Source organism: Massilia sp. DD77, from assembly GCF_036961685.1.
Classification (GTDB): domain Bacteria; phylum Pseudomonadota; class Gammaproteobacteria; order Burkholderiales; family Burkholderiaceae_D; genus Telluria.
The window spans coordinates 102,887-126,383 of the sequence record NZ_JBAMDH010000013.1 but is presented as its reverse complement, the minus strand read 5'-3'; the positions used below and the strand labels follow the sequence as shown (position 1 = coordinate 126,383).

The window sequence follows — 23,497 nt, the reverse complement described above, 5'->3', positions numbered from 1 at the left end:
TGGTGCGGAAGTTCAGGAGCGGTAGTCGGCGTTGATCGACACGTAGTCGTGCGACAGGTCGCAGGTCCAGACGGTGGCGGTGGCCTCGCCGCGCGCCAGCTTGACGCGCACCGTGATCTCGGACTGCTTCATCACGCGTTGGCCGTCCTCTTCCTTGTAGTCCGGGTTGCGGCCGCCGCTCTTGGCCACCCACACGTCGTCCAGGTAGAGGTCGAGCCTGGTGACGTCGAGGTCGTCCACGCCGGCATAGCCGACCGCGGCCAGGATGCGACCCAGGTTCGGGTCGGAGGCGAAGAAGGCCGTCTTGACCAGCGGCGAATGGGCGATGGCGTAGGCGATCTTGCGGCATTCCGCCACGTCGCGGCCCTCTTCCACCGTGATGGTCATGAACTTGGTCGCGCCTTCGCCGTCGCGGATGATCTGCTGCGCCAGGTTGCGCGAGATCTCGGTGACGGCTTCCTTCAGCGCCTCGTACTCGGCGCCGCTGGCGCTATTGACTTCGAGTTCACCTGCGCCGGTGGCGATCAGCATGAAGGAGTCGTTGGTCGAGGTATCGCCGTCGATGGTGATGCTGTTGAACGAGTGGTCGGCCGCGTGCCTGACCAGTTCGTCGAGGACGGGCTGGGCCACCTTGGCGTCGCAGGCCACGTAGCCGAGCATGGTCGCCATGTTCGGCTTGATCATGCCGGCGCCCTTGCTGATGCCGGTCAGGGTCACGTTGTGGCCGCCGATGGTGACGGTACGCGAGGCCGCCTTCGGCTGGGTGTCGGTGGTCATGATCGCCTCGGCGGCATTGAACCAGTTGTCGGCCTTGAGGTTCGCGACGGCGGCCGGCAGGCCGGCCTTGACCTTCTCGAGCGGCAGCTGTTCCAGGATCACGCCGGTGGAAAACGGCAGCACCTGCTGCGGCTGCAGGCCGAGCAGGCCCGCCAGCGCGGCGCAGGTGGCCTGGGCGTTGGCCAGCCCGGTCTCGCCGGTGCCGGCGTTCGCATTGCCGGTGTTGACCACCAGCGCGCGGATCGGCGCACCGCCCGCCTTGACCGCTTCGAGGTTGGCCTTGCTCACCTGGACCGGCGCGGCGCAGAAGCGGTTCAGGGTGAACACGCCCGACACGGTGGCGCCTTCCGCCAGCTTCATCACCAGGATGTCCTTGCGGTTGGGCTTCTTGATGCCGGCTTCGGCGAAGCCGATTTCAATGCCGTTCACGGGTTTCAGGTCGGCTGCGACTGGCAGGGGGGAATTGACGGCCATGGCGATCTCGTTGGAAAAATTGTCGAATTCGTTATTGTACCGCCAGCGGGAGAACAGGAGAGCCGGGCTTGGTGTTGCGATGAGGTGGCGACGTGCGTTCGATTGCCGATGAGTGAGCAGGACGCATCTCGCGCCAGCTGCATGTGAGCGTCATCCCGGCGAAGGCCGGGATCCAGGTTCGTCGCGCAGCCGTGGTGCACGCGAACTAATGTGGACCGCATGCGAACCTGGGTCCCGGCCTTCGCCGGGACGACGGATCGGGCCTGGCGGGTACCGCACAAGCAGACACGCACAACACCGCACCATCCGCACGCCCGTCCACTCGATAGCTTTAGCTTTTACCCCGTTAACCCCACCTTATAAGCACGTTTCTCGCAATAGCCGCGCACAATTGAACTTCGTTCATTTTCCTGTTGCGGATCAAGGCCTTACGATTTCCTACGGAAAACCATGCATATACTCGGCGAGCCGATTCGGCACACCCCCGCCGCGGGGCATACAACCACAGGAGACAACGATGAAGTCAACCCTAAAGGCGCAGCTGATCGTCGCGCTTTGTGCAGGACTTGCCGCCCTGCCGCCGGCCTTCGCCGACGGCAAACCCGCCGAGCTGAGCGTGTCGGCGAAGCAGTACAAGCAGTACTTCGAGGAAGCCTCAAGCGAGTTCAACGTGCCGGTCGAGCTGCTCGAGTCGATCGCCTATGCCGAGACGCGCTGGCATCCGCACGTGCCCAAGGGGAAAATGAAAAAGAACGGCGAACCGGAAGTCGAGGTGGAATCGCACCACGGCATGCCGATCAGCTACGGCATCATGGGCCTGCGCGACGACCCGCACTTCGGCCACTCGCTCACGCAGGGCGCGGCCCTGATCCGCGTCACGCCGGAGCAGGCCGCTTCCGACACGCGCAGCAACATCCGCGCCGCCGCCGCCCTGCTCGCCCAGTACGGCAACCGCAAGACGCGCGCCTTCCCGCTCGAGGACTGGGAAGACGCCGTGGCCCGCTACAGCGGCATCCCGCAGCGCGAGATCGCGCAGATCTACTCCTACGAAATCTACACCGCCATCCGTCAAGGCCGCGGCAGCGAACAATACCGCGTCGGCCAGAAACACGTCGAGATGGAGCGCATCTACGGCAAGGACAAGCTCAAGAAGCTGTCCGCGCCCCGCATCACCGTGGAAACCGGCGTGCCCGATCCGAAGATCTCGGCGCCGGACTTCATCGACACCCCGAATAAAAAATAAAGCAGCATCGACGGAGACACTCATGAAGAACATGTTTCGCGGCTTGGTCGCAAGCCTCTGCTTTGCGACGTCCATCCAACCGGCGCTGGCCTCGACCGACTACCCGCCGGCCATCTGGAACCCCGCCGCCAGCTGCAACTACTCGGCACGCACCGCCTCCGTCAGCCATGTGACGGTGCACACCACGCAAGGTTCCTACGCCGGCTCGATCTCCTGGTTCCAGAACTGCAGCGCCGGCGTCAGCGCCCACTACGTGATCCGGTCGTCGGACGGCCAGGTGACCCAGATGGTGCGCGAGGCGGACAAGGCCTGGCACGTGGGGAACTCCAACGGCTATACCGTCGGCATCGAGCACGAGGGCTATGTCGCCAACCCGTCCGCCTGGTACACGACCGCCATGTACAACGCCTCGTCCGCACTGACGCGCGACATCCTGGCCTCGCGCTCGCTGTCGCAGAAGGTCTACGACGGCAGCGCCGGCTGGAACGCCGTGCCCTCGGACTCCCTGTACAACGTCAAGGGCCACGTCAACTACGCCAGCCAGAGCCACACCGACCCTGGCTCGGGCTGGGACTGGCCGCGCTACAAGTCGCTGGTCGCGGGCGGCGGCGGCTCCACCACGACCTGGCCGCTGGTCCAGTACGGGAACACGGGCGAGCGCGTGCGCACCATCCAGTACCTGCTGCAGCAATGGGGCTATGCGCTCACCGTCAACGCCAGCTTCGACAGCGCGACCCAGAACGCGGTGAAGAACTTCCAGTCCTCGCACGGCCTGGGTGCGGACGGCATCGTCGGCAATGCCACCTGGCCGGTGCTGGTCATCCTCACCCAGCAGGGCGACTCCGGCGCCAAGGTGCGCGCGGTGCAGAGCCAGCTCAACGAGAGCGGCGCCGGCATCGCGGTCGACGGCGCCTTCGGCCCGGCCACGGCGACGGCGGTCAGGAACTTCCAGACCTCGAAAGGCTTGAGCGCGGACGGCGTGGTCGGCGACAACACCTGGAACAAGATGGCCTGGTAAGCGGCACGCTATCATTCGCGTTCGCCTCATGGAATCCGCTTGACCCTCACGCCACGTGAGGCTCGAGACTGGCGCCACGCTGAAGAAAGGAGCTGCCCGACATGCTGAAAGTAGGAGAACTCGCCGCGCTCGCGAACCTGACGGTACGCACGCTGCACCATTACGACAGCATCGGGCTGCTCCGCCCTTCCGCGCGTTCCGATGCCGGCTACCGGCTCTACGACCGCGACGACGTGGCCAGGCTGCACCAGATCCAGGCCTTGCGCGTACTCGGGATGGGGCTGGCCGACATCGGCCTTTATCTGGACAACCCGCTGGACAGTCCAGGCGCCTTGCAGCTGGCGGTGGTCGAGCGCCAGCTCGCCGCCGTCGACCGGCAGATCCTTGAGGCGGCGCAGATGCGCTGCCAGCTGCTGCGCCTGCGCGGCCAGCTGCTGCAGGGCAAGGCGCCCGAGCTGTCCGACTGGCTTACCACGTTGGAGACCATGACCGTGTACGAACACTATTTCACCAAGGACGAACTGGAGCAGCTTCCGTTTTTCAGCAACCCGGAGGCGCGCCGCGACTGGCGCCAGCTGGTCGAACAGGGGACGGGCCTGATGCGCTCGCAGGTCCCGCCCTCCTCGAGCGCCGCCAAGTCCTTCGCCCAGCGCTGGCTGGACGCCTTCCAGCGCGACACCGGCAACAACGACGCCTTCGTCACGCGCATCAACATGATGGCGACGCGCGAGCAGCAGGCGATGCAGGACGAATTCGGCGTGACACCGGAGCTGATGGGCTATGTGATGGCCTCGATCGGCGAACTGCGGCGCGACGTGTATGCCCGCTACCTGGCGCCCGAGGTGCTGGAGCGCATGCGCCGCCACCAGGCCGAGCACGGGCACGAATGGCCTGGACTGATCGCCGAGGTGCGCGCGCAGATGGAACAGGATCCCGATGCGCGCGGCCCTGAAGCGCGGGCGCTGGCGCGGCGCTGGATGGCGATGTTCCAGGACATGGTCGGCCCTGACCCCGCCGCCGTCGAAGCCTTCCGCCGCGCCAGCGCGAACGAACCGGTGCTGCGCATGGGAAGCGGCATCGGCGACGACATGCTCGACTACCTGCGCAGGGCGATGCCGGCGCCGCCGGGCATCGCCCGTTCGACCCGCAGCGCATAGCAGCCGTAGGCCGTGAAGCGCGCCAGCACGAAGTCCGTGTCGGCGCGTGCGAACAAGGCGTCCAGGTCGGCCGCGGCGGCATGTGGCGAACTCACGCGCGCGTCGACGATGCGTTCGCGTTCGCTATAGGCGCGCAACACGAAGCTGGCCCCGAGGTAAGGCGCTTTGCCCTGGACCGGCAGGGTGTCGGACTGCGCCGCGCCCTGCCCTGCCGCCGACAGGAAGACGGGGCCGTATTCGCGGAACGGACCGGCCTGCGTGAACGGGCAGTAGCTGGCGAGCAGGATCGGTTCGCCCGGTTCGGCGCGGCGCAGCAGGTCGCGCAGCGGTTCGCCGCCCTGTGCGGTGTGGCGTTCGACGGGCTGGCCCAGGTCGTCGATGCCGGCGCGGGCGCGCTGCAGGTAGCTTGATGGCAGGGGGACGATACGGATCGGCGTGGAGGGGACGGGATGGTGGTGCATGGCGGCCTCGCGGACATGTGGAAGAACACCTATCCTGTCCGATCCGGCAATGGAAAGCGTCCTGCTTCTTGCTGCTGAATTCGCGCTGCTGAATTCGCGCTGCTGAATTCTTGCTGCCGAGTTCTTGTAGCTGAGTTCTTGCTGCGGACGCGCGATCGTGCCGAACGTGCGCGGCAAAGCCGGTGACGGCGGTAGCATGCATGATCTGAACCTGCCATGTGGAGCACCATGATTACCGATACGCCAGCCTCGCTACGCCACGTCGTCCTGTTCTCGTTCAAGGACAGCGCGCCCGCCGACCGGGTGGATGCCATCATCTCCGATTTCGAAAGCCTCGAAGGCGCGATTCCCGGGATCACCGAATTTGAATGGGGCACCAATATCAGTCCCGAAGGGCTGAACGATGGCTTCTCGCATTGTTTTACGCTGTCGTTCGCGTCGGTGGAGGACCGGGATGCGTATCTGGTCCATCCGGAGCACCAGCGCTTCGTGTCGACCCTGGGGGAATGCCTGGAGAAGTCGCTGGTGGTGGATTATTGGGCCAGGTGAGGCGATGGCGGTCCGCATCGAACTTGGGTTCCGGCCGTCGCCGGAACGACCTTGATAACATCACGAGTAGTGGCTGAACTGACTTCGGACACGCACGTAAGCCCGTCATCCCGGCGAAGGCCGGGATCCAAGTTTGCGCGCATACCGATAACGCCACCCAACAACAAAAACGGCCGGATCACTCCGGCCGTTTTGCTTTCAGCACGCTGCGCTTACGCCAGCTTGCCGTGGCACTGCTTGAACTTCTTGCCGCTGCCGCAAGGGCAAGGGTCGTTGCGGCCGACCTTCACGCCCATGTAGGTGCTGTGGTCTTCCGCCGCCACCGGCGCGGCGCCGCCCGACACCGGGTTCGGGTTGAGCAGCTCGGCCGGGTCGGCCGACGGGTTGAAGTCGGCGTGCTGGTAGTTGAGGTTTTCCAGCTGGGCCGCCTGGGCCGCCATCGCGGCTTCGGCCGCTTCGACTTCCTCGCGGGTCTGGATGCGCACGGTCATCACGGTGCGGATGACTTCGTTCTTGATCATGTCCAGCATGTTGCTGAACAGCTCGAAGGCCTCGCGCTTGTATTCCTGCTTCGGGTTCTTCTGCGCATAGCCGCGCAGGTGGATGCCCTGGCGCAGGTGGTCCAGCGCCGCGAGGTGTTCGCGCCAATGGGTGTCCACGCTCTGCAGCATGACGTTGCGCTCGAAGCCGCCGAAGGCGTCCTTGCCCACGATGCCTACCTTGGCCTCGTAGGCCTTGTCGGCCGCGGCCAGCACGCGCTCCAGGATGTCGTCGTCGTTCAGGTTCGGATCGTCCTGCAGCATCTGCGCCAGCGGCACGTCCAGGCTCCATTCGCTCGAGAGGGTCGACTCCAGCGCCTTGATGTCCCACTGCTCTTCCACCGATTCGGCCGGCACGAAGCCGCGCACCACGTCGGTGAACACGCCGCTACGCAGGCTGGCGATGGTCTCGGAGATGTCGGTCGACTCCAGCAGTTCGTTACGCTGGGTGTAGATCACCTTGCGCTGGTCGTTGGCGACGTCGTCGTACTCGAGCAGCTGCTTGCGGATGTCGAAGTTGCGGGCCTCGACCTTGCGCTGGGCCGACTCGATCGAGCGGGTCACGATGCCCGCCTCGATCGGTTCGCCTTCCGGCATCTTCAGGCGGTCCATGATCGCGCGCACGCGGTCGCCCGCGAAGATGCGCAGCAGCGGATCGTCCAGGCACAGGTAGAAGCGCGAGGAGCCCGGGTCGCCCTGGCGGCCCGAACGGCCGCGCAGCTGGTTGTCGACCCGGCGCGATTCGTGGCGCTCGGTACCGATGATGTGCAGGCCGCCTTCGCGCACGACCAGGTCGTGCAGCGACTGCCATTCGTCGCTCAGGGTCTTGGACTGGGCGGCCTTGTCTTCCGGCGACAGCTTGTCGTCGGCTTCGATGAACTGGATCTGCTTGGCGACGTTGCCGCCCAGGACGATGTCGGTACCGCGGCCGGCCATGTTGGTCGCGATGGTGATCATCTTCGGACGGCCGGCCTGGGCGATGATTTCCGCTTCGCGCGCGTGCTGCTTCGCGTTCAGGACGTTGTGCGGCAGGCCCGCCTTGTTCAGGATGCCGGACAGCAGTTCCGAGTTCTCGATCGAGGTCGTGCCCACCAGGACCGGCTGGCCGCGCTCGTAGCAGTCGCGGATGTCGTTGAGCATCGCGTTGTACTTCTCTTCCGCGGTCTTGTAGACCTGGTCCTGGCGGTCCTTGCGCTGCGACGGCTTGTTCGGCGGGACCACCACGGTCTCCAGGCCGTAGATCTCCTGGAATTCGTAGGCTTCGGTATCGGCCGTGCCGGTCATGCCGGCCAGCTTGCCGTACATGCGGAAGTAGTTCTGGAAGGTGATCGAGGCCAGAGTCTGGTTCTCGTTCTGGATGCGCACGCCTTCCTTGGCTTCGACGGCCTGGTGCAGGCCGTCCGACCAGCGGCGGCCCGTCATCAGGCGGCCGGTGAATTCGTCGACGATCACCACTTCGTTGTTCTGCACCACGTAGTGCTGGTCCTTGTGGTACAGGACGTGGGCGCGCAGCGCCGCGTACAGGTGGTGGATCAGGGTGATGTTGGCCGCGTCGTACAGCGAGGCGCCTTCCGGCAGCAGGCCCATCTTGGTCAGGATGGCCTCGGCCTTCTCGTGGCCGCCCTCGGTCAGCAGCACGGTGTGCGCCTTCTCGTCCTTGGTGTAGTCGCCCGGGACTTCGATCTTGCCCTTGCCGTCCGGGGTCTCCTCGCCGATCTGCAGGGTCAGCTGCGGCGGGACTTCGTTGATGCGGTGATAGAGGTCGGTGTGGTTCTCGGCCTGGCCCGAAATGATCAGCGGGGTACGCGCCTCGTCGATCAGGATCGAGTCCACCTCGTCGACCACGGCGAAGTTCAGGCTGCGCTGCACGCGCTCGCGGGCCTCGTACACCATGTTGTCGCGCAGGTAGTCGAAGCCGAATTCGTTGTTGGTGCCGTAGGTGATGTCGGAACCGTAGGCCTTCTGCTTGCTGTCGTGGTCGAGCTGGGACAGGTTCACGCCCGTGCTCAGGCCCAGCCAGGCGTACAGGCGGCCCATCTGCTCGGCGTCGCGCTGCGCCAGGTAATCGTTGACGGTAATGACGTGCACGCCCTTGCCCGACAGGCCGTTCAGGTAGACCGGCAGGGTCGCCATCAGGGTCTTGCCCTCGCCGGTGCCCATTTCGGCGATCTTGCCTTGGTGCAGGACCATGCCGCCGATCAGCTGCACGTCGAAGTGACGCATCTTGAGCACGCGCTTGGCGGCTTCGCGGCAGACGGCGAAAGCTTCCGGCAGGATGTCGTCGAGGCTCTCGCCCTTGCCCAGGCGGTCCTTGAACTCAGGCGTCTTGGCCTGGAGTTCGGCGTCCGACAGCTTTTCCATCTGCGGCTCGAGCGCGTTGATCTGACGCACGGTCTTTTGGTATTGCTTGAGCAGACGCTGGTTACGGCTGCCGAAAATCTGGGTCAGGAATGACATGCTGTGTTCTAAGAAAATACGCCGCAAAAAAGAGCCAGGGATGATATCAGATAGATAAGCATCGAAGACCGCCTATGGCAAAAAGCTACTGATTTTATCATGCGATCCGGCCACACTTGGGGATCATGGGCAGGATAACAAGAGTCGTACCGTCAAGAATGTTATCAAATAGCACTCCTTGTTAGGCTGGCATTGCAAAGCGTGCTCGCTGTGGTATGTTGCGGGCATGCAGTTCTCGCCTCCTCCCAAGCAGCGTCCTTTCCATATATTCGGGACCAAATCCCGCCAGACCTCCTTTGTCGCGACAGATTTTCTTCGCGGCAACGACCGCATGGCCAGCCTGCTGCCCGCCGCGAACCGCATGGCGCGCCTGCAGTCCGACTGCGCGGCGGCGCTGCCGGCCCTGTTCGGCGCCTGCGCCGTGATCTCGTTCCAGGAGTCGGTACTGGTACTGGCCGTGCCCAGTTCGGCGCTGGCGGCCAGGCTCAAGCAGATGCTGCCCAAGCTGCAGGCAACGCTGCAGGGGCGCGGATGGGGTGTGGAATCGATCCGGCTGAAGGTGCAGATGGCGCGCGCGGTCGATGAAAAACCGCAGATGCGCACCCTGGAGCTGCCCCCGACGGCGGTGCAGGCCTTCGAGGAACTGGCGGAGAGCTTGCCGGAGACGACGCAGAACAAGGAGCTGGTGGCGGCCTTGCGGGCGCTGGCGGCCAAGCGCAGGGGGTAGTGGCTGGGATTGCTAAACTTGGGTCCCCGCCTCCGCGGGGATGACGTTTCCAGGCTGCGGACTGCGATAGTCGTTGCGGCCCGCCACTTTCAAACGTCATCCCCGGACTAGGCGTCCCCCTCGGCGGGGACCCAGGTTTGCCAGAGCGGCCTTCAGCTCAGCGCCCACTCCCTCGACACCATCTTCACATACGACGCCGGCGCCGCATCCAGCGAATCGAAGCTCACGATCTCGTAGGCGTCCGGCTGCGCCAGCAGCGCGCGCAGCAGTTCGTTGTTGAGCGCGTGGCCCGACTTGTGGGCCGTGTAGCTGGCCAGCAGCGGGTGTCCCACCAGGTAGAGGTCGCCGATCGCATCGAGGATCTTGTGGCGCACGAACTCGTCCTCGTAGCGCAGGCCGTCCGCATTCAGGATGCGGTATTCGTCCATCACGATCGCGTTCTCGAGCGAGCCGCCGCGCGCCAGACCCATGCCGCGCAGGCTTTCCACGTCCTGCATGAAACCGAAGGTGCGGGCCCGCGCCACATCGCGCACATAGGTGATGTCGCCGAAATCGACGACCGCGCGCTGCATGGTGCCGTCCACCGCCGGGTGGTTGAATTCGATGAAGAAGTCCAGCTTGTAGCCGTCGTGCGGCGACAGGCGCGCCCATTTCTCGGCGGCGCCCGTGCCCTGGCGCACCTCGACGTCCTTCAGCACGCGGATGAACTTGCGCGGCGCGTCCTGCTCTTCCACGCCGGACTGCTGCAGCAGGTAGACAAACGAGGAAGCCGAGCCGTCCATGATCGGAATTTCTTCGGCCGTGACGTCGATATACAGGTTGTCGATGCCCAGGCCGGCGCAGGCCGACATGATGTGCTCGACGGTCGAGACGCGGGCGTCGTCCTTGATCAGGACCGAGGCCATGCGGGTGTCGCCCACCACGTGGGCGCTGCTCGGGATTTCGACGATGGGGTTGAAGTCCACGCGGCGGAACACGATGCCGGTATCGGCGGCGGCCGGGCGCAGGGTCAGCTCCACCTTGCGGCCCGAATGCAGGCCGACGCCGGTGGTGCGGACGAGTTCTTTGATGGTTCGTTGTTTCAGCATCCGCCGATTATAGCCCGCCTGTTCCAGGCTTGCCGGCGCCGCCCCCTCAACTGCCCTTCCCTTAGGGATGCTCGGATTCGGCGTGGTCTTTTTCGTGGCGAATCAGATACAAACCGCTGCCGATGATGATCGCCGCCCCCAGCAGCGTGTAGCCGTCGGGCAGCGCGCGCCACAGCAGCCAGTCCAGGCCCACGCCCCAGGCCAGGGCCGAGTACTCGAAGGGGGCCACGCTCGAGGCCTCGCCGCGGCTGAAGGCTTCGGTGATGGCCAGCTGGCCGACGAAGCCGGTCAGGGCCAGCGCCGCCAGCAGCGGGAGGTCGGCCATGCTCATGCCCACCCAGCCCGGCGCCGCGAGTGCGCTGGCGCCGATGGCCATCATCAGCATCAGCCAGAACACCATGTGCTCGCTGCGGTCGGTGCGCGCCAGGAATTTCACCGTGATCGCCGACACCGCGTAGCAGGCGGCCGACCCCAGCACGGCCAGGCCGCCGATGGTGAGGAAGCCCGCGCCGCTCGGGCGCAGCACCACCAGCACGCCGCACAGGCCGACGCCGATGGCGATCCAGCGCGCCAGGTCGACCCGCTCCTTGAGAAAGAGCACCGACATCGCCGTGATCAGGGCCGGGGCGATGAAGAAGATCGAATAGGCCTCGGCCAGCGACAGGCGCTGCAGGCCATAGGCGAAGAAGGCCAGCATCAGGATGCCGAGCAGCGCGCGCAGCAGGTGCATCGGCCAGCGGATGCGCAGAATGCCGGCATAGGCGCCGCGCCAGGCCAGGTAGGCCGCCACCAGCGGCAGCGAACTCAAGGCGCGCAGGGCGGCCACCTGGATCGCCGGATAGCGCGCCGACAGCAGCTTCATCGCCGTGTCCATCAGGGCGAACATGAAGACGGCAAGCAGCATCGCGTAGATACTGGCCAGATTGCCCCGGCTTTTCACAGGCGCTTTTCCATGAACACACTGAGGGGGTCGGGACGGTAGTCGCCGAAGGGCGCGCGGCGCACGAAGCCGGCCCGCTCGTACAGGCGGATGGCCGGCGCCTGGTGGATGCCGGTTTCCAGGTTCAAGACCTGGAGGCCGGACATGCGCGCGAACATCGTCAGGTGCTGCAGCAGCTCGCTGCCGGCGCCCAGGCCGCGCCGCGCCTCGCTGACGAACATGCGCTTGATCTCGCCGTAGCCGCCGCGCGCGACCAGGGCCGCGCAGCCCACGGCCTTGCCGTCGACGTCGCGCGCGACCAGGAACAGCGCGTCCTCGCGCAGCAGCGAATCGACATCCAGCAGGTGGTTGGACTCGGCCGGGTACAGCGCCGCGTGGTAGGCGTCGAGCTGTTCCAGCATGGCCCGTACCTCGGGCTGGTCCGGGGTTTCGGTATTGATGATCATGATGAAAAAACGGCGCCGCGGCGCCGTTTGTCAGGTGGCCTCGGCTTAGCCCAGTTGTTCGAGCATCTTTTCGGCGCTCGAGATTTCGAAGCCGGCGTTTTCGACGTTCAGCTGCTTGACCACGCCGTCCTCGACCAGCATCGAGTAGCGCTTGGAGCGGGTGCCCATGCCATGCTTGGAGAAGTCGGCGTCCAGGCCCAGGGCCTTGGAGTAGGCGGCGTTACCGTCGGCCATCATGCGTACGGTGCCGGTGGCTTTCTGGTCGCGGCCCCAGGCGCCCATCACGAAGGCGTCGTTGACCGAGATGCACCAGATTTCGTCGACACCCTTGGCCTTCAGGGCCTCGGCGTGCTTGACGTAGCCGGGCACGTGCTGGGCCGAGCAGGTCGGGGTGTAGGCGCCCGGCAGGCCGAAGATCACGATCTTCTTGCCTTTCACCAAGTCAGCCACCTGGAAGGTATTCGGGCCGAGCGAGCAGCCGGCGGTTTCGGTCTCGATGAATTCGGCCAGGGTGCCTTCCGGCAGGCGGTCGCCGATCTGGATGGTCATGTGTGCTCCTTGAGGTGTTTTGAGAATCCGGCAATTATCGCCGATTCGCAGGAGGCTTGCTTGGGCTGACCAAACAGTGCCGGCGCGCCGGCGCCCTCCCCTTTGCCGCACCGCCAGCACGTCATTCCGGCCAAGTCTGCGTGCATCGAGCGAGCGCACTAGTGGCTGCGGCACGAACTTGGATCCCGGCCTTCGCCGGGACGACGGTTCAAACTGAACGGGCATGAACTACCGTAGCGGCGCGCACAACAAAAAAGGGCCAGCTCGCGCTGGCCCTTCCGTAGTTCACCGATTAGCGATCAGTCAGCCTGCTTGCGCAGAAACGCCGGAATGTCGTAGGTCTCGACGCCGTTGCGCTGCATCGCCTGCACCTGCTCCGATGCCTGCTCGCGGCGCCACACGGCCGGCTGCTTCAGGCCGCCGACGGCGGTGTCGGCAGCGCCCATGGTCAGGCCGCCGGACACCGCCGACGCGCCGGCCATGGTCGGGGCGTTGTAGGTGCCGGTCTTGAGCATCGGCTGCGGCTGCACCAGCTGGATCTTCTTGTTCTTGCCCAGGCCGGTCGCGACCACGGTCACGCGCAGCTCGTCGCCCATCTCGTCGTCGTAGGCGATACCCTGTGCGATCGACGCGTCCGGCGCGGCGAAGGCGCGCACGGCGGCCATGACTTCCTTGATTTCCTTGCCCTTGAGGCCACGGCTGGCGGTGACGTTGACCAGCACGCCCTTGGCGCCCGACAGGTCGATGCCGTCCAGCAGCGGCGAGGCCACGGCCTGCTCGGCGGCGATGCGCGCGCGGTCCACGCCCGAGGCGGTGGCGGTCCCCATCATGGCCTTGCCCTGCTCGCCCATGATGGTCTTGACGTCGTTGAAGTCGACGTTGATGTGGCCCGGCACGTTGATGATCTCGGCGATACCGGCGACCGCGTTGTTCAGGACGTCGTCGGCATGCTTCATCCAGTCGAGCATCGACTCGTCTTCGTAGATGTCTTCCAGCTTTTCGTTGAGGATCACGATCAGCGAGTCCACGTGCTTGGTCAGCTCTTCCAGGCCCGATTCGGCGACATCCATGCACTTCTGGCCTTCGTAGGAGAACGGCTTGGAGACCACGGCCACGGTCAGCGCGCCCATCGACTTCGCGACTTCGGCCACGATCGGGGCGGCGCCGGTGCCGGTGCCGCCGCCCATGCCGGCGGCGATGAAGACCATGTGCGCGCCGCGCAGCGCGTCTTCGATGCGCGAACGCGATTGCTCGGCCAGCTGGCGGCCGACTTCGGGACGCATGCCCGCGCCCAGGCCGGTCGGGCCGATCTGGATCACGTTGTGCGCGCCCGATGCCGCCAGTGCCTGCGCGTCCGTGTTTGCGGCGATGAACTCGACACCGGACACACCTTTATTGATCATGTGCTGAACCGCGTTGCCGCCGGCGCCACCGACGCCTACGACCTTGATCACGGTCCCCAGTGCTGCGTTATCGACCATATCGAACTCCATGATGAACTCCTAATATTCAAAATGCGGTTCCCGGCACGAGGCGTTCTGCTTGAATTAACGCCCCAGCTCGGTAACTGCGATTGTATTTAAAAATCTTGACCCCGTGACGAATTTACGTCGAATTTTTACGAATTTTTCTACTGCCGTCCCTGCTTCAGAAATTCCCAGCTATCCATTCCTTCATGCGTTGCCACACTGCCTTCACCGAACCATCCTGACGGGTCACGATGTGGCCACGCAGGTACTGCTTCTTCGCTTCCAGCAGCAAGCCGAGCACGGTGGCGTAGCGGGGGCTGCGCACCACGTCGGCCAGCTGGCCGCGGTACTCCGGCGTGCCGAGGCGCGCCGGTTTGAGGAAAATGTCTTCGGCCATTTCGATCATGCCGGGCATGATCGAGCTGCCGCCGGTGAGGACGATGCCCGAGGAGAGCACGCCTTCGTAACCGGATTCGCGCACCACCTGGTGCACCATCGCAAACAGTTCTTCGACGCGCGGCTCGATCACGGCCGCCAGCGCCTGGCGCGAGAGCGCGCGCGGACCGCGGTCGCCCAGCCCCGGCACTTCCAGCGTCTCGCCCGGATCGGCCAGCACCTGCTTGGCCACGCCGTAGCGGATCTTGATGTCCTCGGCTTCGCCGGTCGGGGTGCGCAGCGCCATCGCGATGTCGCTGGTGATCTGGTCGCCGGCGATCGGAATCACCGCCGTGTGGCGGATCGCGCCGTCCGAGAACACGGCGATGTCGGTGGTGCCCCCGCCGATGTCGATCAGGACCACGCCCAGTTCCTTCTCGTCCGAGGTCAGCACCGAGTCGGCCGAGGCCATCGGCTGCAGGATCAGGTCCGAGACTTCCAGGCCGCAGCGGCGCACGCACTTGACGATGTTCTGCACCGCCGACACCGCGCCGGTGACGATGTGCACCCGCACTTCCAGGCGGATGCCGCTCATGCCGATCGGCTCGCGCACGTCTTCCTGGTTGTCGACGATGAACTCCTGCGGCACCGTGTGCAGCAGCTGCTGGTCGGTCGGGATGTTGACCGCCTTGGCGGTCTCGATCACGCGCGCCACGTCGGTGGCGGTGACTTCCTTGTCCTTGATCGCCACCATGCCGCTCGAATTGAAGGAGCGGATATGGCTGCCGGCGATGCCAGCATAGACGTTGCGGATCTTGCAGTCGGCCATCAGCTCCGCCTCTTCGAGGGCGCGCTGGATCGACTCGACGGTGGCCTCGATGTTGACGACCACGCCTTTCTTCAATCCTTTCGACTCGTGCTGACCGAGGCCGATCACCTCGTGGCGTCCGTCGGACATCACTTCGGCCACGACCGCCACCACCTTGGAGGTGCCGATGTCGAGGCCGACGATCAGGTTTTTCGCGTCTTTTGTCATTGCTGTTGCCTGCTAGGTTTGCTTGGTTATCTTGCTTGTTGTGTTCGGTTTCTTCTTGGCCGCCTTGACCGGCTTGGTCGTGTCCAGCGGCACGCTCAGCGCCGCCGAGGACAGCGCCAGGCCGTTCGGGTAGCGCATGTCGATCGTGTCGATCCGCCCTTCCTGCAGCCGGGCGACCAGCTGCGGGTAGACGCCGACCAGGCGCTGCACCCGCCGCTTCAGGGTATTGCGGTCCTGCTCGCGGCCCAGCGCCACGCTCATGCCGTTGTCCAGCTTGACCGTCCAGGCGTAACGGTCGGACAGCGACAGCGATTGCGGCAGCAGCTTGACCGGCGCGAACAGCGCGCGCAGTTCGGAAAAGCGCGCCAGCACTTCCTTCTCGCTGCCCGCCGGGCCCTCGAAGGCCGGCAGCTCGTGGTCGTCGCCGGCCTCGCCCAGGTTGGCGGTGAAGACGTCGCCCTTGACCGACAGCAGGCGGCCGTCCTCGCCCCAGGTGCCGAGCGCCTCGTGCTCTTCCACCTCGACGATCAGCTGGTTCGGCCATTCGCGGCGCACGGTGGCGCGGCGCACCCAGGGCACGGTCTCGAAGGTGGTCCTCACCTGCTCCAGGTCGGCGGTAAAGAAGTTGCCGCGAATCTTGCCGATCACGCCGTTGCGCACCGTCAGCTCGTTCACGTGGCGCAGGTCGATCCCGTACATGCTTTCCACCGTCACCGCGCGCAGCGAGAACATGGGCAGCTGCGACAGCCACCACACGATCGAGGCGAGGCAGGCGAGCACCGTCAGCGCGGTCACCGCGCTGGCGCTTGCATTCAGGGACCGGACGTCATGCCACATGCGCGCTTATCCCTTGGCCTGGCCCATCTTGAGGCGTGCCGAGCGCAGGATTTCCACGCACAGGTCCTCGTAGCTGATGCCCACCGCGCGCGCCGCCATCGGCACCAGCGAGTGGCCGGTCATGCCGGGCGAAGTGTTCACCTCGAGCAGGAAGGGACGCATGTCGCTCTCGCGCACCAGCACGTCCACCCTGCCCCAGCCTTCGCAGCCGAGCGCGCGGTAGGCGTTCACGGCGTGGCGCTGGATCTCTTCCGTCAGTTCGGCCGGCAGGTTCGCCGGGCAGTGGTACTGGGTGTCGTCGGTGAAGTACTTGTTCTGGTAGTCGTAATTGCCTTCCGGGGCCACGATCTCGACGATCGGGAGCGCGCGCGCGCCGGCGCCGGTGCCCAGCACGGCCACGGTGAATTCGCGGCCGGTGACGAATTCCTCGGCCAGCACCACGTCGTCGAAGCCGGCGGCCAGGTCGACCGCGGCCTTGAAGTCCTCGGCCTTCTCGACCTTGGTGATGCCGATGGTGGAGCCCTCGAGCGGCGGCTTGACGATCAGCGGCAGGCCGAGGTCCGCCACCACCTTGTCCAGGTCGGTCGTCGAGTCGATGCTCGCGTAGCCCGGGGTCGGCACGCCGTGCATGATCCAGATCTTCTTGGTGGTGATCTTGTCCATGCCGACGCTGGATGCCATCACGCCGCTGCCGGTGTAGGGAATGCCGAGCTGCTCGAGCGCGCCCTGCAGGCTGCCGTCTTCGCCGTAGCGGCCGTGCAGCGCGATGAACACGCGGTCGAAGTTCTGCGCGGCCAGCTCGGCCAGGCTCTGGGTGCCCGGGTCGAACGGGTGGGCGTCGATGCCGCGGCTCTTCAGGGCCTGCAGCACGCCGGTGCCGGACATGATCGAGACGTCGCGCTCGGCGGAGCGTCCGCCGAACAGCACGCCGACCTTGCCCAGGGACGCGGGATCAAAAGTGGTGGTGTTCACGATCTATCGAGCCTTTGCATTGGTCAGTTGGTGGGGCACGCCGCTGATCGAGCCGGCGCCCATGGTGATGACGACGTCGCCGTCGCGCGCCACGTTCATGATGGCCGCGGGCATGTCGGCGATCGCCTCCACGAAAATCGGTTCCAGCTTGCCGCCGGTGCGCAGCGCGCGCGACAGGGCGCGGCCGTCGGCGGCCACGATCGGCGCCTCGCCGGCCGGGTAGACGTCGGCCAGCAGCAGCACGTCCGGGGTCGACAGCACCTTCACGAAGTCCTCGAACAGGTCGCGCGTGCGGCTGTAGCGGTGCGGCTGGAAGGCCAGCACCAGGCGGCGGCCCGGATAGGCGGCGCGCGCGGCGGCCAGGGTCACCTCGGTCTCGACCGGATGGTGGCCGAAGTCGTCCACCAGGGTGAAGCTGCCGCCCGCGGGCAGCGCCACTTCGCCGTAGCGGGTGAAACGGCGGCCGACGCCGCGGAATTCCAGCAGGCCCTGGGCGGTCGCGGCGTCGTCGATGCCGATCTCGCGGGCGATCGCGATCGCCGAGCAGGCGTTCAGCACGTTGTGCATGCCCGGCTGGTTCAGCACGAACTTGGTGTCCGGATAGCCTTCCTGGCGCACGGTGAAGTGCATCTGCACGCCTTCGGCGTAGGCATCCATGGCGCGCACCTCGGCTTCTTCGGAGAAGCCGTAGGTGGTCACCGGCTTGGTCACCTGGGGCAGGATGTCGCGCACGTGGCGGTCGTCGATGCACAGCATGGCGCGGCCGTAGAACGGCAGGCGGTGGGTGAAGTGCACGAACGCGGCCTTGAGCTTTTCGAAGTCGTGCTCGTAGGTGTCCATGTGGTCGGCGTCGATGTTGGTGATCACCTCGATCATCGGCGTCAGGTTCAGGAAAGAGGCGTCCGACTCGTCGGCCTCGGCCACGATGTATTCGCCCGAGCCCAGCTTGGCGTTGGCGCCGGCGGCGGTCAGGCGGCCGCCGATGACGAAGGTCGGGTCCAGGCCGCCCTGGGCCAGCACCGAAGCCACCAGGCTGGTGGTGGTGGTCTTGCCGTGGGTGCCGGCGATGGCGATGCCGCGCTTCAGGCGCATCAGTTCGCCCAGCATGATGGCGCGCGGGACCACCGGCACCTTGCCGGCGCGCGCCGCCACCACTTCCGGATTCGCTTCGTTGACCGCGGTCGAGGTCACGACCACGTCGGCGCCCGCCACGTGCTCGGCCTTGTGGCCGAGGTAGACCTTGGCGCCGAGGTCGGCCAGGCGCTGGCTCGCGGCATTGCTGTTCAGGTCGGAGCCCGACACCTTGTAGCCGAGATTGACCAGCACCTCGGCGATGCCGCTCATGCCGCTGCCGCCGATGCCGACGAAGTGAATGTTCTTGATCTTGTGTTGCATCGTGCCCTTACCTTGCCAATTTCTCTAGTTCGCGCGCGATCGCCTCGTTGGCGTCGCGCTTGCCCACGCGTTGCGCCGCCTCGGCCATGGCCAGGCAGCGTTCGCGGCTCGTCGTTTGCAGCAGGCTCGCCACCCGCTGCGGATCCAGTTCTCCTTGCGGCAGGTGCACCGCCGCCTGTTGCCCATCCATCCAGACCGCGTTGTCGCGCTGGTGGCTGGTGGTGCTGGCCACGAACGGCACCAGCACGCTGGCCACGCCGGCCGCGGTCAGTTCCGAGACCGTGATGGCGCCCGCGCGGCAGATCACCAGGTCGGCCTCGGCATAGGCGGCGGCCATGTCGTCGATGAAGTCGACCACCTTCGCCTCGACGCCGGCTTGCGCGTACGCGGAACGCAGGGCCTCGATATTCTTCTTGCCCGACTGGTGTGTGACCAGCGGACGCACGGCCGGATCGATCAGGCTGAGTGCCGCCGGTACGCTGTCGTTCAGCACCTTGGCGCCCAGGCTGCCGCCCACCACCAGGATGCGCAGTGGCCCGCCGCGGCCCGCGAAGCGCGCCGCGGGCGCAGGCAGGTCCAGGATCGCCTGGCGCACCGGGTTGCCGGTAACGACGGCGCGGTCGGCCGCCTTGCCGAAATCGGCCGGGAAGCCGAACAGCACGCGGTCGGCCATCGGCGCCAGGGTCTTGTTCGACAGCAGCAGCGCGGCGTCGGCGTTGACCAGGGCCAGCGGCACGCCGCGCAGGCGCGCCATCAGGCCGCCCGGCACCGTCACATAGCCGCCCATGCCCAGCACCACGTCGGGCTTGCGCCGGGCCAGGATGCGGCGGCAGGAAAGAAAAGCGCCCAGCATCTTGAAGGCGCCCTTGACCGTATGGCCCAGGCCCTTGCCGCGCAGGCCGGCGAAGTCGATGCTGTCCATCGGGATGCCGGCCTTCGGTACCAGCTCGGTTTCCATGCCGTGCGCGGTGCCCAGCCAGCTCACTTCCCAGCCGCGCGCGCGCATGGTCTGGGCGATCGCGATGCCGGGGAAGATGTGGCCGCCGGTGCCGGCCGCCATGATCATCAGCTTCTTCATACGCGGCCTCCGCGCATGCGAACACGGTTCTCGTAGTCGATCCGCAGCAGGATCGCCAGGCCGACGCAGTTGAACATCACGCCCGAGCCGCCGAAGCTCATCAGCGGCAGGGTCAATCCCTTGGTCGGCAGCAGGCCCAGGTTCACGCCCATGTTGATGAAGGTCTGGACGCCGATCCAGATGCCGATGCCCTTGGCGGCCAGGCCGGCGAAGACCTGGTCGAGGGCGATGGCCTGGCGGCCGATGTCGAAGGCGCGCTTGACCAGCCAGTAGAACATGGCGACCACCACGAGCACGCCGGCCAGGCCGAGTTCCTCGCCGATCACGGCCATGATGAAGTCGGTGTGCGCTTCCGGCAGGTAGTGCAGTTTTTCCACGCTCGAGCCCAGGCCGACGCCGAAGAACTCGCCGCGCCCGAAGGCGATCAGGGAATGGGTCAGCTGGTAGGCCTTGTCGAGGGCATTGTCTTCCTGCCAGGGGTCGAGGTAGGCGAACATGCGCGCGCGGCGGAACGGCGAGAGCGCGATGATCGAGGTGAAGATCACCACCAGCAGCGCGCCGATGCCGCCGAACCAGACGATGTTGATCCCGCCCAGGAACAGGATGCCCATGGCGATGCAGACGATCACGCCGAAGGCGCCCAGGTCCGGCTCCATCAGCAGCAGGCCGCCGACCAGGCCGATCGCGACCATCATCGGCAGGAAGCCCTTGGTCAGCTTGTGCATGTATTCCTGCTTGCGCACGGTGAAGTCGGCCGCGTAAAGCACGACCGCGATCTTCATCAGTTCCGAGGGCTGCAGGTTCATGACCTTGAGCGGCAGCCAGCGGCGCGCGCCGTTGACCGTCACGCCGATGCCCGGGATCAGCACGATCATCAGGAGCACCAGGGTGCCGATGAAGAGCATGGGCGCGTACCGCTGCCACACGGCGATCGGCACGCGGAACACCACGGCGGCGGCGGTCATCGAGACCACGATGTACATCATCTGGCGGTACAGGAAGTATTCGTTCCTGCCCGTCAGGTAGGCGAACTTCGGCGAGTCCGGCAGCGCGATCGAGGCCGAGTACACCATCACCAGTCCGAACAGCATGAGCAGCACCGTGACCCACACCAGCGGCTGGTCGTACTCCATCATCTTCGATGGACGGCTGCGCGCCGCGATGCTCGCATCGCTGGCGCTGCCCGAGAACTTGAACGGAATCTGGAACGCCATCAGATCTCCTGCCCCTTCTCGAGAGCGAGTTCGCGGACGGCGTCGACGAACACCTGCGCGCGGTGCGCGTAGTTGGTGAACATGTCGAGGCTGGCGCAGGCCGGCGACAGCAGCACCGCATCGCCCGCCTTGGCCAGGCCGGCGGCGCGGCGCACCGCTTCCGGCAGGCCGGGCAGGTCGAACACCGGCACGCCGGTCGGCTCGATGGCGGCGCGCACGGCCGGCGCGTCGCGGCCGATCAGCAGCACGGCGCGCACATAGCGCGAGCTGGGCAGGCCCAGCGGCGCGAAGTCCTGGCCCTTGCCGTCGCCGCCGGCGATCAAGACGATCTGCTGGTCTTCCCCGGCGAAGGCCTTGCCCAGGCCTTCCAGCGCGGCCACGGTGGCGCCCACGTTGGTGCCCTTGCTGTCGTCGTAGTAGTCGACGCCCTCGATGCTGGCGACCAGTTCCACGCGGTGCGGTTCGCCCGCGTATTCGCGCAGGCCGTGCAGCAGCGGCGCCAGCGGCAGGCCGCAGGCGCGGCACAGGGCCAGCGCGGCCAGCGCGTTGGCGGCATTGTGCAGGCCGCGGATACGGAGCGCGTCGGCCGGCATCAGGCGGTTCACGGTGGTTTCCACCGGGGGCGGCAACTCACCCTTCTTGAGCTTCTTCGCCGGCTCGTCGTCGACGGCGACCGCATTGGCCAGCCACAGCACGCCGCGCTCGCTGAGCAGCCCGAAGCTGTTCGGCGCCGAGGGCTCGCCGGTGCCGAAGGTGAAGGCCGGCGCATCGGCGGCGGCCATGCGCATCACGGTCGCGTCGTCGCGGTTCAGCACGCGCACGGTGTCAGGGCCGAAGATGCGCGCCTTGTCGCGCGCATAGGCGTCCATATTGCCGTGCCAGTCCAGGTGGTCCTGGGTCACGTTCAGCACGGTGGCCGCGTCGGCCTGCAGGCTGAAGGTGGTGTGCAGCTGGAAGCTGGACAGTTCCAGCACCCAGGCCTGCGGCAATTCATCGCCTGCGCGCACGTTGTTGTCGAGGACTTCGCGCAGCACGTCCAGCGCGGCCGGGCTGATGTTGCCGGCCACGCGGGTCGACAGGCCGGCGCGGCGGCACAGCAGGCCGGTGAGGCTGGTGACGGTGGTCTTGCCGTTGGTGCCGGTGATGGCGATGACTTTCGGCGCGTAGCCGCGGTCCTGGCGCAGGTGGGCCAGGGCCTGGGCGAACAGTTCGATCTCGCCCCATACCGGAATGTGGCGCTCGTGTGCCGCCGGCGTGATGGCCGCCAGTTCGCGGTTCGGGGCCAGGCCCGGGCTGACGGCAACGAAGTCGACGCCGTCGAGCAGGGTCGCGGGGAATTTGCCACCTTCGTCACCGCCCACGAATTCGGCGTTCGGCACGGCCTGGCGCAGGGCGAACAGGCGCTGCGGCTCGGTGCGCGTATCGGCGACGCGCACGCGTGCGCCGCAGCGCGCCAGCCATTGCGCCATCGCCAGCCCGGATTCACCCAGGCCCAGTACCAGTGCGGATTTGCCTTCGTAGTTCATCAGCGCAGTTTTAGAGTCGACAAGCCAACGAGGATGAGCACCATGGTCACGATCCAGAAGCGGACGACGACCTTGGTTTCTTTCCAGCCCTTTTGTTCGAAATGGTGGTGCAGCGGCGCCATCAGGAACACGCGGCGGCCGGCGCCGTAGCGTTTCTTGGTGAACTTGAACCAGCTCACCTGGATGATCACCGACAGGGTCTCGGCCACGAACACGCCGCCCATGATGAACAGCACGATTTCCTGGCGCACGATGACGGCGATGGTGCCGAGCGCGCCGCCCAGCGCCAGCGCGCCGACGTCGCCCATGAACATCTGGGCCGGGTGCGCGTTATACCAGAGGAAGGCCAGGCCCGCCCCCGCCATCGCGCCGCAGAAGATCAGGAGCTCGCCGGCGCCCGGGATGTAGGGGATGAACAGGTATTTCGAATAGGTCACGCTGCCGGTCAGGTAAGCGAACAGGCCCAGGGCGGCGCCCACCATCACGGTCGGCATGATCGCCAGGCCGTCCAGGCCGTCGGTGAAGTTGACCGCGTTGCTGGTGCCGACGATGACGCAATAGGTCAGCGCGATGAAGCCCCACACGCCGAGCGGATAGCTGATCGACTTAAAGAAGGGAACGATCAGGTCGGCCTTGGGCGGCAGGTCCATCGAGAAGCCGGATTCGACCCAGGCGTAGAACAGGCGCGCCACTTCCCAGGGGTTGGCGGCCGAGACCGAGAACGCCAGGTAGAAGGCCGAGGACAGGCCGATCAGCGACATCCAGAAGTATTTTTCGCCCGAGCGCATGCCTTCCGGGTCCTTGTAGACCACCTTGCGGTAGTCGTCGACCCAGCCGACGGCGCCGAAGCCCAGGGTGACGATCAGCACCGGCCAGATCAGGCGGTTGGACAGGTCGCACCACAGCAGGGTCGAGACGCCGATCGCGATCAGCACCAGCACGCCGCCCATGGTCGGGGTGCCGTGCTTGGTCAGGTGGCTCTGCGGACCATAGGTGCGCACCGCCTGGCCGACCTTCATTTCGGTCAGCTTGCGGATCACGACCGGGCCGCACAGCAGGCCGATGGTGATCGCGGTAATGGTCGCGAACACCGCGCGGAAGGTGATGTAGTTGAATACGCGCAGCGGACCGATGTAGTCCTGGAAATACTGAGCAAGCCAGAGAAGCATG

The 23,497-nt window shown here is 66.1% G+C and carries 21 protein-coding genes; 5 read left to right on the top strand and 16 right to left on the bottom strand.

Features of this window, described 5'->3' with window-relative positions:
* Positions 1–12: 12 nt before the first annotated feature.
* On the bottom strand, positions 13–1,251 hold the full coding sequence (gene argJ / locus V7778_RS09850; RefSeq protein ID WP_335554585.1) for a bifunctional glutamate N-acetyltransferase/amino-acid acetyltransferase ArgJ: 1,239 nt from the start codon (positions 1,249–1,251) through the stop codon (positions 13–15).
* Between the two features lie 517 nt (positions 1,252–1,768).
* Here argJ and V7778_RS09845 point away from each other — a divergent pair.
* The 3 genes from V7778_RS09845 to V7778_RS09835 all read left to right on the top strand — a co-directional run bounded on the left by V7778_RS09845 (position 1,769) and on the right by V7778_RS09835 (position 4,669).
* Positions 1,769–2,494: a hypothetical protein gene (locus tag V7778_RS09845; RefSeq protein ID WP_335554583.1), complete on the top strand. Its 726-nt coding sequence runs from the start codon at positions 1,769–1,771 to the stop codon at positions 2,492–2,494.
* Positions 2,495–2,516: 22 nt separating this feature from the next.
* Entirely contained in the window at positions 2,517–3,512 is a 996-nt protein-coding gene (locus tag V7778_RS09840) for a peptidoglycan recognition protein family protein (RefSeq protein ID WP_335554580.1), read from the top strand.
* 101 nt (positions 3,513–3,613) lie between these two features.
* Positions 3,614–4,669 (top strand): MerR family transcriptional regulator, encoded by a 1,056-nt coding sequence (locus V7778_RS09835; RefSeq protein WP_335554577.1) that lies wholly within the window; start codon positions 3,614–3,616, stop codon positions 4,667–4,669.
* Here the strand turns inward: V7778_RS09835 and V7778_RS09830 are convergent.
* Complete coding sequence (locus tag V7778_RS09830; protein WP_335554572.1) at positions 4,609–5,130, bottom strand: DUF1203 domain-containing protein; 522 nt, start codon at positions 5,128–5,130, stop codon at positions 4,609–4,611. The two genes, V7778_RS09835 and V7778_RS09830, sit on opposite strands and share 61 nt — an antisense overlap.
* A gap of 228 nt (positions 5,131–5,358) precedes the next feature.
* On the opposite strand from V7778_RS09830, the gene V7778_RS09825 reads away from it, so the two are divergent.
* On the top strand, positions 5,359–5,679 hold the full coding sequence (locus V7778_RS09825) for a Dabb family protein (protein WP_335554571.1): 321 nt from the start codon (positions 5,359–5,361) through the stop codon (positions 5,677–5,679).
* Between the two features lie 212 nt (positions 5,680–5,891).
* Here the strand turns inward: V7778_RS09825 and secA are convergent, their stop codons facing one another.
* A complete protein-coding gene (gene secA, locus V7778_RS09820; protein WP_335554568.1) occupies positions 5,892–8,675 on the bottom strand; it encodes a preprotein translocase subunit SecA in 2,784 nt (927 codons plus the stop codon).
* Between the two features lie 331 nt (positions 8,676–9,006).
* On the opposite strand from secA, the gene V7778_RS09815 reads away from it, so the two are divergent.
* The gene (locus V7778_RS09815; protein ID WP_335554565.1) at positions 9,007–9,402 is read left to right on the top strand and encodes a DciA family protein; all 396 of its coding nucleotides are present in this window, start codon (positions 9,007–9,009) and stop codon (positions 9,400–9,402) included.
* Positions 9,403–9,554: 152 nt separating this feature from the next.
* On the opposite strand, the gene lpxC is transcribed toward V7778_RS09815, so the two are convergent.
* The 13 genes from lpxC to mraY form a co-directional block, all read right to left on the bottom strand.
* Positions 9,555–10,490 carry a UDP-3-O-acyl-N-acetylglucosamine deacetylase gene (lpxC, locus tag V7778_RS09810; protein WP_335554563.1) on the bottom strand — a complete coding sequence of 312 codons (936 nt, stop codon included), beginning with the start codon at positions 10,488–10,490 and terminating at the stop codon, positions 9,555–9,557.
* Between the two features lie 61 nt (positions 10,491–10,551).
* Entirely contained in the window at positions 10,552–11,394 is an 843-nt protein-coding gene (locus V7778_RS09805; RefSeq protein WP_335554623.1) for a DMT family transporter, read from the bottom strand.
* A 32-nt stretch (positions 11,395–11,426) separates the two neighbouring features.
* Complete coding sequence (locus tag V7778_RS09800) at positions 11,427–11,876, bottom strand: GNAT family N-acetyltransferase (RefSeq protein ID WP_335554560.1); 450 nt, start codon at positions 11,874–11,876, stop codon at positions 11,427–11,429.
* A gap of 45 nt (positions 11,877–11,921) precedes the next feature.
* A complete protein-coding gene (locus tag V7778_RS09795) occupies positions 11,922–12,425 on the bottom strand; it encodes a peroxiredoxin (RefSeq protein ID WP_335554558.1) in 504 nt (167 codons plus the stop codon).
* 299 nt (positions 12,426–12,724) lie between these two features.
* On the bottom strand, positions 12,725–13,918 hold the full coding sequence (gene ftsZ / locus V7778_RS09790; protein ID WP_335554555.1) for a cell division protein FtsZ: 1,194 nt from the start codon (positions 13,916–13,918) through the stop codon (positions 12,725–12,727).
* A 154-nt stretch (positions 13,919–14,072) separates the two neighbouring features.
* On the bottom strand, positions 14,073–15,305 hold the full coding sequence (ftsA, locus tag V7778_RS09785; RefSeq protein WP_211518671.1) for a cell division protein FtsA: 1,233 nt from the start codon (positions 15,303–15,305) through the stop codon (positions 14,073–14,075).
* Positions 15,306–15,317: 12 nt separating this feature from the next.
* Positions 15,318–16,142: a cell division protein FtsQ/DivIB gene (locus tag V7778_RS09780; RefSeq protein WP_335554550.1), complete on the bottom strand. Its 825-nt coding sequence runs from the start codon at positions 16,140–16,142 to the stop codon at positions 15,318–15,320.
* A 6-nt stretch (positions 16,143–16,148) separates the two neighbouring features.
* Positions 16,149–17,114 (bottom strand): D-alanine--D-alanine ligase, encoded by a 966-nt coding sequence (locus V7778_RS09775; RefSeq protein WP_335554548.1) that lies wholly within the window; start codon positions 17,112–17,114, stop codon positions 16,149–16,151.
* A 3-nt stretch (positions 17,115–17,117) separates the two neighbouring features.
* Positions 17,118–18,509 (bottom strand): UDP-N-acetylmuramate--L-alanine ligase, encoded by a 1,392-nt coding sequence (gene murC / locus V7778_RS09770; RefSeq protein WP_335554546.1) that lies wholly within the window; start codon positions 18,507–18,509, stop codon positions 17,118–17,120.
* 7 nt (positions 18,510–18,516) lie between these two features.
* A complete protein-coding gene (gene murG, locus V7778_RS09765; RefSeq protein ID WP_335554543.1) occupies positions 18,517–19,587 on the bottom strand; it encodes an undecaprenyldiphospho-muramoylpentapeptide beta-N-acetylglucosaminyltransferase in 1,071 nt (356 codons plus the stop codon).
* Complete coding sequence (gene ftsW / locus V7778_RS09760; protein ID WP_335554540.1) at positions 19,584–20,801, bottom strand: putative lipid II flippase FtsW; 1,218 nt, start codon at positions 20,799–20,801, stop codon at positions 19,584–19,586. The genes murG and ftsW overlap by 4 nt, the downstream gene beginning before the upstream one ends.
* Positions 20,801–22,327, bottom strand: coding sequence for a UDP-N-acetylmuramoyl-L-alanine--D-glutamate ligase (gene murD / locus V7778_RS09755; protein ID WP_335554537.1), 1,527 nt, complete (start codon positions 22,325–22,327; stop codon positions 20,801–20,803). The genes ftsW and murD overlap by 1 nt, the downstream gene beginning before the upstream one ends.
* Positions 22,327–23,496, bottom strand: coding sequence for a phospho-N-acetylmuramoyl-pentapeptide-transferase (gene mraY / locus V7778_RS09750; protein WP_335554533.1), 1,170 nt, complete (start codon positions 23,494–23,496; stop codon positions 22,327–22,329). Before mraY ends, murD begins: the two co-directional genes overlap by 1 nt.
* Between the last annotated feature and the right edge of the window lies 1 nt (position 23,497).

Coding starts and splice junctions, on each gene's coding strand:
- argJ (WP_335554585.1), bottom strand. CDS start 1,251: ATGGCCGTCAATTCCCCCCTGCCAGTCGCAGCCGACCTGAAACCCGTG.
- V7778_RS09845 (WP_335554583.1), top strand. CDS start 1,769: ATGAAGTCAACCCTAAAGGCGCAGCTGATCGTCGCGCTTTGTGCAGGA.
- V7778_RS09840 (WP_335554580.1), top strand. CDS start 2,517: ATGAAGAACATGTTTCGCGGCTTGGTCGCAAGCCTCTGCTTTGCGACG.
- V7778_RS09835 (WP_335554577.1), top strand. CDS start 3,614: ATGCTGAAAGTAGGAGAACTCGCCGCGCTCGCGAACCTGACGGTACGC.
- V7778_RS09830 (WP_335554572.1), bottom strand. CDS start 5,130: ATGCACCACCATCCCGTCCCCTCCACGCCGATCCGTATCGTCCCCCTG.
- V7778_RS09825 (WP_335554571.1), top strand. CDS start 5,359: ATGATTACCGATACGCCAGCCTCGCTACGCCACGTCGTCCTGTTCTCG.
- secA (WP_335554568.1), bottom strand. CDS start 8,675: ATGTCATTCCTGACCCAGATTTTCGGCAGCCGTAACCAGCGTCTGCTC.
- V7778_RS09815 (WP_335554565.1), top strand. CDS start 9,007: ATGGCCAGCCTGCTGCCCGCCGCGAACCGCATGGCGCGCCTGCAGTCC.
- lpxC (WP_335554563.1), bottom strand. CDS start 10,490: ATGCTGAAACAACGAACCATCAAAGAACTCGTCCGCACCACCGGCGTC.
- V7778_RS09805 (WP_335554623.1), bottom strand. CDS start 11,394: ATGCTGCTTGCCGTCTTCATGTTCGCCCTGATGGACACGGCGATGAAG.
- V7778_RS09800 (WP_335554560.1), bottom strand. CDS start 11,876: ATGATCATCAATACCGAAACCCCGGACCAGCCCGAGGTACGGGCCATG.
- V7778_RS09795 (WP_335554558.1), bottom strand. CDS start 12,425: ATGACCATCCAGATCGGCGACCGCCTGCCGGAAGGCACCCTGGCCGAA.
- ftsZ (WP_335554555.1), bottom strand. CDS start 13,918: ATGGAGTTCGATATGGTCGATAACGCAGCACTGGGGACCGTGATCAAG.
- ftsA (WP_211518671.1), bottom strand. CDS start 15,305: ATGACAAAAGACGCGAAAAACCTGATCGTCGGCCTCGACATCGGCACC.
- V7778_RS09780 (WP_335554550.1), bottom strand. CDS start 16,142: ATGTGGCATGACGTCCGGTCCCTGAATGCAAGCGCCAGCGCGGTGACC.
- murC (WP_335554546.1), bottom strand. CDS start 18,509: ATGCAACACAAGATCAAGAACATTCACTTCGTCGGCATCGGCGGCAGC.
- murG (WP_335554543.1), bottom strand. CDS start 19,587: ATGAAGAAGCTGATGATCATGGCGGCCGGCACCGGCGGCCACATCTTC.
- ftsW (WP_335554540.1), bottom strand. CDS start 20,801: ATGGCGTTCCAGATTCCGTTCAAGTTCTCGGGCAGCGCCAGCGATGCG.
- murD (WP_335554537.1), bottom strand. CDS start 22,327: ATGAACTACGAAGGCAAATCCGCACTGGTACTGGGCCTGGGTGAATCC.
- mraY (WP_335554533.1), bottom strand. CDS start 23,496: ATGCTTCTCTGGCTTGCTCAGTATTTCCAGGACTACATCGGTCCGCTG.